The 11145-nt window shown below is 64.0% G+C and carries 10 protein-coding genes and 2 pseudogenes; 8 read left to right on the forward strand and 4 right to left on the reverse strand.

Annotation, left to right across the window (positions count from 1 at the left end; all coding sequences use genetic code 11):
• Positions 1–85: 85 nt before the first annotated feature.
• A pseudogene (locus tag CO655_RS34380) lies at positions 86–243 on the forward strand (type II toxin-antitoxin system prevent-host-death family antitoxin); the annotation flags it as partial.
• 278 nt (positions 244–521) lie between these two features.
• Here CO655_RS34380 and CO655_RS22045 read toward each other — a convergent pair.
• From CO655_RS22045 to CO655_RS22055, 3 genes are all read right to left on the reverse strand, one after another.
• The gene (locus CO655_RS22045) at positions 522–1031 is read right to left on the reverse strand and encodes a GNAT family N-acetyltransferase (RefSeq protein WP_097666614.1); all 510 of its coding nucleotides are present in this window, start codon (positions 1029–1031) and stop codon (positions 522–524) included.
• Positions 1031–1315 carry a DUF1778 domain-containing protein gene (locus tag CO655_RS22050; protein WP_097666616.1) on the reverse strand — a complete coding sequence of 95 codons (285 nt, stop codon included), beginning with the start codon at positions 1313–1315 and terminating at the stop codon, positions 1031–1033. The genes CO655_RS22045 and CO655_RS22050 overlap by 1 nt, the downstream gene beginning before the upstream one ends.
• 315 nt (positions 1316–1630) lie before the next feature.
• Positions 1631–2689 carry an AraC family transcriptional regulator gene (locus CO655_RS22055; protein ID WP_097666618.1) on the reverse strand — a complete coding sequence of 353 codons (1059 nt, stop codon included), beginning with the start codon at positions 2687–2689 and terminating at the stop codon, positions 1631–1633.
• 84 nt (positions 2690–2773) lie between these two features.
• On the opposite strand from CO655_RS22055, the gene CO655_RS22060 reads away from it, so the two are divergent.
• The 7 genes from CO655_RS22060 (at position 2774) to lpdA (ending at position 10855) form a co-directional block, all read left to right on the forward strand.
• Positions 2774–3541, forward strand: a complete 768-nt coding sequence (locus CO655_RS22060; RefSeq protein WP_097666620.1) for a 3-hydroxyacyl-CoA dehydrogenase — start codon at positions 2774–2776, stop codon at positions 3539–3541.
• Positions 3542–3561: 20 nt separating this feature from the next.
• Positions 3562–4749: an acetyl-CoA C-acyltransferase gene (locus CO655_RS22065; protein ID WP_097666622.1), complete on the forward strand. Its 1188-nt coding sequence runs from the start codon at positions 3562–3564 to the stop codon at positions 4747–4749.
• Between the two features lie 16 nt (positions 4750–4765).
• A complete protein-coding gene (locus CO655_RS22070; RefSeq protein ID WP_097666624.1) occupies positions 4766–5893 on the forward strand; it encodes an acyl-CoA dehydrogenase family protein in 1128 nt (375 codons plus the stop codon).
• 62 nt (positions 5894–5955) lie between these two features.
• Positions 5956–7188, forward strand: a complete 1233-nt coding sequence (locus CO655_RS22075; RefSeq protein WP_097666626.1) for a 3-methyl-2-oxobutanoate dehydrogenase (2-methylpropanoyl-transferring) subunit alpha — start codon at positions 5956–5958, stop codon at positions 7186–7188.
• A gap of 1 nt (position 7189) precedes the next feature.
• Positions 7190–8203 carry an alpha-ketoacid dehydrogenase subunit beta gene (locus CO655_RS22080; RefSeq protein WP_097666628.1) on the forward strand — a complete coding sequence of 338 codons (1014 nt, stop codon included), beginning with the start codon at positions 7190–7192 and terminating at the stop codon, positions 8201–8203.
• A 3-nt stretch (positions 8204–8206) separates the two neighbouring features.
• Positions 8207–9454: a dihydrolipoamide acetyltransferase family protein gene (locus CO655_RS22085; protein ID WP_097666630.1), complete on the forward strand. Its 1248-nt coding sequence runs from the start codon at positions 8207–8209 to the stop codon at positions 9452–9454.
• A 3-nt stretch (positions 9455–9457) separates the two neighbouring features.
• On the forward strand, positions 9458–10855 hold the full coding sequence (gene lpdA / locus CO655_RS22090) for a dihydrolipoyl dehydrogenase (protein ID WP_097666632.1): 1398 nt from the start codon (positions 9458–9460) through the stop codon (positions 10853–10855).
• Positions 10856–10947: 92 nt separating this feature from the next.
• On the opposite strand, the pseudogene CO655_RS34165 reads toward lpdA, so the two are convergent.
• Positions 10948–11145 (reverse strand): annotated as a pseudogene (locus CO655_RS34165) (hypothetical protein); the annotation flags it as partial.

Here is an 11145-nt window from a genome sequence, read left to right on the forward strand (position 1 = left end):
ATGTAGCGCGGGTTGCTAAAGGTTCAAAGTGCTCTTGATTTTGATGCGGGTAAGGCCTTCCCCTTCGAAAGCCAGGAGGTTTACCATGCGACAGTTCGCGACAGGCGACCTCAAGAAGCAGGTCGGCAATGTCACCGATGCTGCGAGCCGGGAGCCGGTCGTTCTCACCCGCCATAACAAGCCACGTTTCGTGGCCTGGCCCCGCGTCGTGCCCATCACATCGCGGAAATGCCGGACGAACATGGCGGATCCAGGCGTTGGGCGTCGTTGCGTGCCAGCACGATCTGCGCGACAGCGCAAAATCGACCAGGCAATCGCTCCAGTCGGTTTTCAGGAGGTGGCCGAAACATTCCCGGTAGCCGCTGACAAACCCGTGCCTTTTCTTCCGGCTGAGGGCATCGGGAAAGTTCTTCTGGCACTCGATCCCCAATTCCCGTTCCCACGTCATGAAATACAGCTTCAGCGCTTCGGAGAGCATCGACACGCAGCTCGCGCCAAGGATTTCGAGGGCGGTATTGACCTCAGGAGGCGGCTGAGGGCGACTGCTTCAAGTCTTCCCGTGATTTCAGCGACAACACCAACGTCATGGGATTCGTGGGCGTCGCCGTAAATCCGTAGTGCTCGTAAAAGGCCTTGGCTTCGTCGGAGATCGCATGAACCAGAAGGCCGCGAATACCCATGATATGCGCAGCCTGTCCGGTGCGCAGCACGGCGTCTTGCAACAGCGCAGCACCGATTCCCTTTCCCTGCCAGTTGCGGTCTATGGCCAGACGGCCGAGCACCGCCATGGGAACAGGGTCCGGCATATTGCGCCGGATTGATCCCGGCGCTTCGGCGACCGCGAGCGCTCCCGATGACAGGCAATAATAACCGACAACGCGTTCATCCTCGCAAACCACATAGGTTCGCGATGCGCCGCTGACCTGATTGGCCCGCGCCCGGCGGCGCAGCCATTCATCGAGACTGTCGTGCCCGCTGTCGAAGAGCCGGAGATCGTGCGCTTCGCCGAGAAGCGCTGGTGCCGACAACATTACGGCTGCCAAGGTTTGGGAGCGTTCATCAGCCGTTCGAAGCCTTCGCCGCTTGGCGGCTGGTCGAGCACGGCCAGATAGTGTTTATAGCTGTCGGGATCGACCTGCACCAATGTCTGATCGAGAAGCGCGTCTTCGGCGGCGCGCCGCGCAGCATCGATCATGAAATCCGACCGGGTTTTGCCGCGGGCCTTGGCGGCACGGTCGATCAGGACGCGAACGTCCTCACGAACCTTCAGGTTGACAGGGCGTTTTTGGGTATCGGTTGCGTTTTTGCCGGCCATGGTATTTTTTCCTTCAAGGCGAATATACCACATTTGGATACACAATGTGTATCTATTTCTTGCGGTATCGCGGGCCTGAAGCCGGCCTTTCGTTTCGCGTCGGGCATCTGAATAGAACAACCAGATATTCGACCTAATCTCCGTTCGATAGGTTGGGATCTCGAAGGTTGGTAAACGAAGTCGATGAATAGAGTGCCGTTCCGGAAATCACCGATACATCTCCGAGCACTTTGGCGGTCGCATTTGTGATGAAGATTGCCGTCATGTTCGCGAAAGCGCGAAGCCGGTCGGGTCGGGTCAAGCAGCTTGAGAGGCTTAGCTTCGATTTTCCGCTTCCTCTCGCCGGAAAGCCTCTGGACTCTTGCCCATCCATTTCCGAAAGGCGCGGAAGAAGGCGCTCGGCTCGGAGTAACCGAGTTGCACGGCAATCTCGCCGACTGTTTTCCTTGAGTTCAGCAAAAGCTCGACAGCCAAATCGCGGCGGATGTCGTCCTTGATGGCGGCATAGCTTTGTCCCTCGTCGTGCAGGCGGTGGCGGAGTGTCGAGGGCGGCATGCGCATGTCGGCGGCAAGTGCTGCAAAACTCATCCAGGCATTGGGCGTCGCCTGGTTCAAGCGGCGGCGGACGGCGGCGGCGATGCCGGCGTCGTAACGGTAGCGCACCAGAATATTGGCGGGTGCGCCGCGCAGGAACTGTTTCAGCGCCTGCTCGCTGCGCGAAATCGGCAGGTCGAGCATGGCGCTGTCGAAGCCGAGGCGGCTGATTGGTTGGGAGAAGCGCACCGGCGCGCCGAAGAACAGCCGATAGTCGGCCCCTTGCTTGGGTTCGGCGCAGCGAAAATCGACGAGGCGGATCGGAATGCGCCGTCCGACCAGCCAGCAGATGATGCCGTGCAGGATGATCCAGTAGGTTCGATAGGCGAAGGCCGAACGCGGGCCGCCGGCATCGCTGAGCTCGACTTCGGCGAGACCATCGCGGATGACGAGCCGCCCTCGGGGATCGTCGAGCACGACAGCGAGGAAGCGCAGCGCCCGGCGCAGCGCGTGACCCAGTGTCGGCGCGTGCAGCACGCAATGGCAAAGCAGCGTGAAGCTGCCGCTGCGCATCGGGCGGGCGCCCATGCCGAAGAATTCGTCGTCGAGCTCGGCAGCGATTGCCAGCCACAGCGCGCCATAGGTCTCCGCCGAAACCGGCTGGTCGATGACAGCAGGCAGCCCGACGCGAGCCAGGATCGGTGCCGTCGGCTTGCCGAGTCGCCGCAGGCTGTCGAGCGCCTCCTCGACGAAACCCGGCGCGATCATGCGTCGCTCGATCTCGGCCATCGAATCCTCGCTATGGCAAAACTGGCCGAAATTATGGAGCAGTTCTGTCATCGCTTGCAATAGGTGGAGCGAATAGAATCGCTGCTGCCGGTTGCGCCTGGAGGAGGGCGCCTGCCGGCAGGGAGGACTGGATTCATGCTGATCCCAGGAGCAAGTTTCATCGTTACCGGCGGCGGCTCCGGCCTGGGCGCGGCCACGGTGCGCGCGCTCGTCGATGCCGGCGGGCGCGTGACGATCGCCGATCTCAATGCGGGAGCGGGCGAAGCGATTGCCCGGGAATTCGGCAGCGAGGTTCGCTTCGTCAAGGCCGATGTGAGCGATGGTGAGGAAGGAGCGGCGGTGGTGGCCGCTGCGGTCGAAGCTTTCGGCGGTTTGCGCGGATTGGTGAATTGCGCCGGTGTTGCGCCGGCTGAAAAGGTGATCGGCCGCGACGGACCGCACCGGCTGGAGAGTTTTGCGCGCACGCTCGGCATCAATCTCGTCGGCACGTTCAACATGATCCGGCTTGCCGCAGCCGCAATCCGGAACATGGAGCCGGATGCGGAGGGCGAACGCGGCGTCATCGTCAACACGGCCTCGGTCGCCGCCTTCGACGGGCAGATCGGCCAGGCGGCCTATGCCGCCTCCAAGGGCGGAGTGGCGGCGATGACCTTGCCGATCGCCCGCGAACTGGCCCGGCACGGCATTCGGGTCGTGTCGATTGCGCCCGGCATTTTCGAGACGCCGATGATGGCTGATATGCCGGCGGAGGTGCAGGAAGCGCTCGGCAAGAGCGTGCCCTTTCCGCCGCGGCTCGGCCGGCCGGCGGAATTTGCCGGGCTGGTGCGCCATATCTTTGAAAACAACATGCTGAACGGCGAGGTCATCCGCCTCGACGGCGCATTGCGGATGGGCGCGCGTTAAGCATCGCCCGAGGAGGAAAGATGGTTTTGCAGGACCCTATCGTCATCATTGGTGCGGCACGCACCCCGATCGGCAGCTTTCAGGGAGAGCTGAAGGAGGCGGCGGCGCCCGAGCTTGGCGCAACGGCGATCCGCGCGGCACTTGAGCGCAGCGGCGTCGAGGCCGAGGCGATCGAGGAGGTCGTCTTCGGCTGCGTGCTGCCGGCGGGGCAGGGGCAGGCGCCGGCGCGTCAGGCGGCCGTCCATGCCGGCCTGCCGTATTCGACCGGCGCCAGCACCGTCAACAAGATGTGCGGCTCCGGCATGAAGGCGGTGATGATGGTGCATGACCTGATCGCCGCCGGCAGTGCCTCGGTGGCGGTCGCCGGCGGCATGGAAAGCATGACCAACGCGCCCTATCTCCTTGATAGGGCCCGCGGCGGCTACAGGCTCGGCCATGGGCGTGTCGTGGATCATATGTTCCTCGACGGGCTGGAGGATGCTTATGACAAGGGGCGCTTGATGGGCAGCTTCGCGGAGGATTGCGCCGAGGCCTATCAGTTCACGCGTGAGGCGCAGGACAACTACGCCATCGCCTCCCTGACGCGGGCGCAGAAGGCGATCGCGGAGGGCAGTTTCGAAAGCGAGATCGTGCCGGTCACGGTGAAATCGGGCAAAGCCGAGCAGGTGGTGCGCCGCGACGAACAGCCGGGCAAGGCCAAGCTCGACAAGATTCCGACGCTGAAGCCCGCCTTCCGCGAGGGCGGCACGGTGACTGCGGCCAATTCCAGCTCGATCTCCGACGGTGCGGCAGCCCTGGTGCTGATGCGCCGCTCGCAGGCCGAGCGTCGCGGTCTGACGCCGCTCGCCACGATCCTCGGCCACGCCACCCATTCGCAGGCACCCAATCTTTTCGCCACCGCGCCGATCGGCGCCCTGCAGAAGCTCTCCGACCGCACCGGCCTGGCGCTTTCCGACGTCGATCTCTTCGAGATCAACGAGGCTTTCGCCGTTGTCGCGATGGCGGCGATGCGCGATCTCGATCTGCCGCATGAGAAGGTGAACGTGCATGGCGGCGCCTGCGCGCTCGGCCATCCGATCGGCGCGTCGGGTGCCCGGATTCTGGTGACGCTGCTTTCGGCGCTGGAGCGCTACGATCTAAAGCGCGGCATGGCCGCGCTCTGTATCGGCGGCGGCGAGGCGACGGCCGTCGCCATCGAGCGGCATTAGCGGGGAGGAGAGCCACATGATCCTTTCCGACCTTCAGCAGCAGATCGCCGATCTCGCCCGCGACTTTGCCCGCGACCGGCTGGCGCCGGGGGCGGCCAAGCGCGACCGGGAGCATCTTTTCCCGCGCGACGAATTGAAGGAGATGGGCGAACTCGGGCTGCTCGGCATGCTGGTGCCGGAGGCCTATGGCGGCTCAGATACCGGCGTCGTCGCCTATGCCGCCGCACTGGAGGAGATCGCTGCCGGCGACGGACCCTGTTCGACGATCATGAGTGTGCACTCCTCCGTCGGCTGCGTGCCCATCCTGAAATTCGGCAGCGAAGAGCAGCGCCAGCGCTTCCTGCCGAAACTGGCAAGCGGCGAGTGGATCGGCGGTTTTGCGCTGACCGAGCCGCAGGCGGGTTCCGACGCCTCCAACCTGAAGACCCGGGCGCGGCTTGACGGCGACCACTACGTGATCGACGGCGCCAAGCAGTTCATCACGTCGGGTAAGAACGGCAATGTCATCATCGTCTTTGCCGTCACCGATCCGGATGCCGGCAAGAAGGGCATCACCGCCTTCATCGTGCCGACGGAGACGCCGGGCTACGAGGTGATCCGCGTCGAGGAAAAGCTCGGATTGCATTCCACCGATACCTGTCAGATCGCCTTCAACGCCATGCGCATTCCTGTCGATTTGAGGCTCGGGGCGGAAGGCGAAGGCTACCGCATCGCACTTGCCAATCTCGAGGGCGGGCGGATCGGCATTGCCGCACAGGCGGTCGGCATGGCGCGGGCGGCTTTCGAGGCGGCGCGCGACTATGCCAAAGAGCGAATGGCCTTCGGCAAGCCGATTTTTGAGCACCAGGCCGTCGCCTTCCGCCTGGCCGATATGGCGGTGCGGATCGAGGCGGCGCGCCAACTGGTCTTTCACGCGGCCGCCCTGAGGGAGGCCGAAATGCCCTGCCTGTCGGAAGCCTCGATGGCGAAGCTCTTTGCCTCGGAAATGGCCGAGCGCGTCTGCTCCGACGCGATCCAGATCCATGGCGGCTACGGCTATATGGCCGATTACCCGGTCGAGCGCATCTACCGCGATGTGCGCATCTGCCAGATCTATGAGGGAACGAGCGACGTGCAGCGCATGGTGATCGCCCGCAATCTATAGAACCATACCGGCCCTGTTTCCGGGGAGGGACGCACGGCCGGCAAAGGGAGGAAAGTAAAGACATGGTGGATTCCGCTCGTTTGAGCCTGCACGTCCCCGAACCCGCCGTCCGCCCCGGCGGCCAGCCCGACTTTTCCAACGTCAAGATCGCCAAGGCCGGTTCGGTGCCGCGGCCGGAGGTGGATGTCGCCTCGGAAGAAATTCGCGAGCTTGCCTATTCGATCATCCGCGTCTTAAACCGCGACGGTGAGGCGGTCGGTCCCTGGGCGGGATCGCTTTCCGATGAGGAACTGCTGACCGGGCTGCGCAACATGATGAAGCTGCGCGCCTTCGATGCCCGCATGCTGATGGCGCAGCGCCAGGGCAAGACTTCCTTCTATATGCAGCATCTCGGCGAGGAAGCCGTCAGCTGCGCCTTCCGCAAGGCACTCAACAAGGGCGACATGAATTTCCCGACCTATCGCCAGGCCGGCCTCTTGATTGCCGACGACTATCCAATGGTCGAGATGATGAACCAGATCTACTCGAACGAGAGCGATCCGCTGCGCGGACGGCAGCTGCCGATCATGTATTCCTCCAAGGAACACGGCTTCTTCACCATCTCGGGCAATCTCGCGACCCAATATGTACAGGCTGTCGGGTGGGCGATGGCCTCGGCGATCAAGAACGACAGCCGGATTGCCGCAGCCTGGATCGGTGACGGATCGACGGCGGAATCGGATTTCCATTCGGCGCTCGTTTTCGCCTCGACCTACAAGGCGCCCGTGATCCTCAACATCGTCAACAATCAGTGGGCGATTTCGACCTTCCAGGGCATTGCCCGCGGCGGTTCGGGGACTTTTGCCGCCCGCGGCCTCGGCTTCGGCATTCCGGCGCTCAGGGTCGACGGAAACGATTATCTCGCCGTCCACGCCGTCGCCCGCTGGGCGGCCGAGCGGGCGCGGCGCAATCTCGGCCCGACGCTGATCGAATATGTGACCTACCGTGTCGGCGCGCATTCGACTTCCGACGATCCGAGCGCCTATCGGCCGAAGACGGAATCGGAGGCCTGGCCGCTCGGCGATCCCGTGCTGCGGCTGAAGAAACATCTGATCGTCAAGGGCGCATGGTCGGAGGAGCGGCATGTGCAGGCGGAAGCCGAAATCATGGACGAGGTGATCGAGGCGCAGCGTCAGGCAGAAGCGCATGGCACGCTGCATGCCGGCGGCAGGCCCTCGGTGCGCGACATTTTCGAGGGCGTCTATGCCGAGATGCCGGCGCATATCCGTCGCCAGCGGCAGAAGGCGGGGTACTGACATGGCCAGGATGACGATGATCGAGGCCGTGCGCAGCGCCATGGACGTCTCGATGGCGAAGGACGAGAATGTCGTGGTCTTCGGCGAGGATGTCGGCTATTTCGGCGGCGTTTTCCGCTGCACCCAGGGTCTGCAGGCGAAATACGGCAGGACGCGCTGCTTCGATACGCCGATCAGCGAGTCCGGCATTGTCGGCACGGCAATCGGCATGGCCGCCTATGGGCTGAAGCCCTGCGTCGAAATCCAGTTCGCCGACTATATGTATCCGGCCTATGACCAGCTGACGCAGGAGGCGGCGCGGATCCGCTACCGCTCCAACGGCGATTTCACCTGCCCGATCGTCGTGCGCATGCCGACCGGCGGCGGCATCTTCGGCGGCCAGACGCACAGCCAGAGCCCGGAAGCGCTCTTCACCCATGTCTGCGGGCTGAAGGTGATCGTTCCCTCCAATCCTTATGACGCCAAGGGCTTGCTGATCGCGGCGATCGAGGATCCTGACCCTGTCATGTTCCTGGAGCCGAAGCGGCTCTATAACGGTCCCTTCGACGGCCATCACGAGCGGCCGGTCACACCCTGGTCGAAACACGACCTCGGAGAGGTGCCCGACGGCCATTACACCATCCCGATCGGCAAGGCCGAAGTGCGGCGCGCCGGCTCTGCGGTGACCGTGGTTGCCTATGGCACCATGGTGCATGTGGCGCTGGCGGCGGCAGACGATGCCGGCATCGACGCCGAGGTGATCGATCTGAGGAGCCTGCTGCCCCTCGATCTCGATACGATCGTCAAATCGGTCGCCAAAACAGGGCGCTGCGTCGTCGTGCATGAGGCGACCTTGACCTCTGGCTTCGGCGCCGAGGTCGTGTCGCTGGTGCAGGAACATTGCTTCTATCATCTCGAAGCGCCTGTCGTGCGCGTCGCCGGCTGGGACACGCCTTACCCGCATGCGCAGGAATGGGATTATTTCCCCGGTCCCGGCCGCGTCGGGCGGGCGCTTGCCGAAGTCATGGAGGCCTGAGCCATGGGCGAATTCATCATCAAGATGCCGGATGTCGGGGAAGGGGTCGCCGAGGCCGAGCTTGTGGAATGGCACGTGAAGACAGGAGATCCGGTCCGCGAGGACATGGTGATCGCTGCCGTCATGACCGATAAGGCGACGGTGGAAATTCCGTCACCCGTCAATGGCACCGTCATCTGGCTCGCCGGCGAGATCGGAGACCGTATCGCGGTCAAGGCGCCGCTGGTGCGGATCGAGACGGCGGGCGATGCCGGCGAGGCTCCGCCGATGCAGATCTCGCAGGCGTCGGTTGCGGAACCGGTCAAGGTCGAAGCTGCACTGCCGGCTCCGGCTGCTGTGGCTGCGCCGGCTCCCCCGGTTCCCGCGCCGCCTCCGGCCGATAGGCCGCTCGCCGCGCCCTCGGTGCGGCTCTTCGCCAGGGAGAGTGGCGTCGATCTCCGACAGGTGCAGGGAAGCGGACCGGCTGGGCGTATCCTGCGCGAGGATGTCGAGCAATTCCTGGCCCAGGGAACGGCTCCTGCGGCGGCAAAGACCGGCTTCGCCAGGAAGACGGCGACCGAAGAGATCAAGCTCACCGGCCTGCGCCGCCGAATCGCCGAGAAGATGGTGCTTTCCACCTCGCGCATTCCCCACATCACCTATGTGGAGGAAGTGGATATGACGGCGCTGGAGGAACTGCGCGCCACCATGAATGGCGACCGCAGGGAAGGTCATCCGAAGCTGACGGTTCTGCCCTTCCTGATGCGGGCGCTGGTCAAGGCGATTTCCGAGCAGCCCGAGGTCAATGCCACCTTTGACGACGATGCCGGCATCATCACGCGTTATAGTGCCGTGCATATCGGCATTGCCACACAGACACCGGCCGGGCTGACCGTGCCGGTGGTGCGGCATGCGGAAGCCCGCGGCATCTGGGATTGCGCCGCCGAGATGAACCGGCTGGCGGAGGCGGCGCGGTCGGGGACTGCGACGCGCGACGAACTTTCCGGCTCGACCATCACCATCAGCTCTCTGGGCGCGCTCGGCGGTATCGTCTCGACGCCTGTCATCAATCATCCCGAAGTGGCGATCATCGGCGTCAACAAGATCGCCACGCGCCCCGTCTGGGATGGCACCCAGTTCGTGCCGCGCAAGATGATGAACCTCTCCTCCAGCTTCGACCATCGCATCATCGACGGCTGGGATGCGGCGACCTTCGTGCAGCGCATCCGCACGCTCCTCGAAACGCCGGCACTCATTTTCATCGAAGGTTGATCCATGAAAGAGATTGTCTGCAAGCTCCTCGTCATCGGCGCCGGCCCAGGTGGTTATGTCTGCGCCATCCGCGCCGGACAGCTCGGTGTCGATACGGTCATCGTCGAAGCCGGCAAGCCGGGCGGCACCTGTCTGACGGTCGGCTGCATTCCCTCCAAGGCTCTGATCCATGCGGCTGAGGAATTTGCCGCCACGCAAAAGATGCTCGCCGGCAAAAACCCGATGGGCATCCGTGTCGAAGGCGCCTCGATCGATCTCGCAAGGACGATCGCCTGGAAGGACGGCATCGTCGGCCGGCTCACAGGCGGCGTCTCGGGGCTTTTGCAAAAAGCCCGCGTCAAGATCGTTCATGGCCGCGCCCACTTTCGCGACGGCAAGACGGTGGAGGTAGAGACGGAGACCGGCCAGCAGATCATCCGCGCCGAGACCGTGGTAGTCGCCACCGGCTCCGACCCGGTAGAGCTTTCCAACCTGCCATTCGGCGGCCGTGTCATTTCCTCGACGGAGGCGCTGTCGCTGACGGAGTTGCCGAAGAAGCTGGTCGTGGTCGGCGGCGGCTATATCGGGCTTGAGCTCGGCACCGCCTTTGCCAAAATGGGATCGGAGGTAACGGTGGTCGAGGCGACGTCGCAGGTGCTGCCGCTCTATGATGCCGAAGTCGTGCGGCCCGTCACACGCAAGCTTACGGAAAGCGGCATCCGGGTGCTGACGGCTGCGAAGGCGATGGGCCTTGCCGACAATGGCGAGGCATTGCTTGTCGAAACCGCCGATGGCCGTCGCGAGAGCCTGCCGGCCGACCGCATTCTTGTGACCGTCGGTCGCCGGCCGCGGACGGCGGGATCCGGTCTCGAAGAACTCGATCTCGATCGCGCCGGCCCTTATCTCAGGATCGACGATCGCTGCCGCACCTCGATGCGCGGCATCTATGCGATCGGCGACGTGACCGGCGAACCGATGCTGGCCCACCGGGCCATGGCGCAAGGCGAGATGGTTGCGGAGATCATCGCCGGCAAGAAGCGCGCCTGGGACAAGCGCTGCATTCCCGCCATCTGCTTCACCGATCCGGAGCTCGTCACCGCCGGCCTCTCGCCGGCGGAGGCGCAGGCGCAAGGTTATGAAATCCGCACCGGGCAGTTTCCGTTCAGCGCCAATGGGCGGGCAATGACGATGGTCTCGGAGGAGGGCTTCGTGCGCGTCGTCGCCCGCGCCGACACCAATCTCGTTCTCGGCCTGCAGGCGGTCGGGGCAGGTGTCTCCGAACTATCGGCGGCGTTCGCCCTGGCGATCGAGATGGGCGCCCGCCTGGAAGATATTGCCGGGACCATCCACGCCCATCCGACCCGCAGCGAAGCCGTCATGGAAGCGGCGCTGAAGGCTTTGGGAAGCGCTTTGCATATCTGAGCCGATGCTTGGCCAAGACGGCGGGTGGCGGCGCTCAGCGGAGCGTTAATCTTGTGGCTCGCGACCTCGGCTGTCAGAGCTCCGAAGCGCTGCTATCCGCTGTTCCGTTCCAGCATCGCCAGATGCTCGGAGCATACCGTCTCGACCAGCCCAAGCAAAGAAGCGGTTTGCTCTGAAAGCCAACCAAGAGCCTCCTCGCTAATTTCGTAGTGCTTGGAGTACCGCGCTTTTACATATGCCTCGTTCAGCGTGTTGAACCGCGCCGGGTTTGCCGGAGGCTTCAACTCATG

It is taken from the genome of Rhizobium sp. M1 (assembly GCF_002531805.1).
Classification (GTDB): domain Bacteria; phylum Pseudomonadota; class Alphaproteobacteria; order Rhizobiales; family Rhizobiaceae; genus Rhizobium; species Rhizobium etli_C.

Coding starts and splice junctions, on each gene's coding strand:
- CO655_RS22085 (WP_097666630.1), top strand. CDS start 8,207: ATGGGCGAATTCATCATCAAGATGCCGGATGTCGGGGAAGGGGTCGCC.
- CO655_RS22070 (WP_097666624.1), top strand. CDS start 4,766: ATGATCCTTTCCGACCTTCAGCAGCAGATCGCCGATCTCGCCCGCGAC.
- CO655_RS22075 (WP_097666626.1), top strand. CDS start 5,956: ATGGTGGATTCCGCTCGTTTGAGCCTGCACGTCCCCGAACCCGCCGTC.
- CO655_RS22080 (WP_097666628.1), top strand. CDS start 7,190: ATGGCCAGGATGACGATGATCGAGGCCGTGCGCAGCGCCATGGACGTC.
- CO655_RS22045 (WP_097666614.1), bottom strand. CDS start 1,031: ATGTTGTCGGCACCAGCGCTTCTCGGCGAAGCGCACGATCTCCGGCTC.
- lpdA (WP_097666632.1), top strand. CDS start 9,458: ATGAAAGAGATTGTCTGCAAGCTCCTCGTCATCGGCGCCGGCCCAGGT.
- CO655_RS22055 (WP_097666618.1), bottom strand. CDS start 2,689: ATGACAGAACTGCTCCATAATTTCGGCCAGTTTTGCCATAGCGAGGAT.
- CO655_RS22050 (WP_097666616.1), bottom strand. CDS start 1,315: ATGGCCGGCAAAAACGCAACCGATACCCAAAAACGCCCTGTCAACCTG.
- CO655_RS22065 (WP_097666622.1), top strand. CDS start 3,562: ATGGTTTTGCAGGACCCTATCGTCATCATTGGTGCGGCACGCACCCCG.
- CO655_RS22060 (WP_097666620.1), top strand. CDS start 2,774: ATGCTGATCCCAGGAGCAAGTTTCATCGTTACCGGCGGCGGCTCCGGC.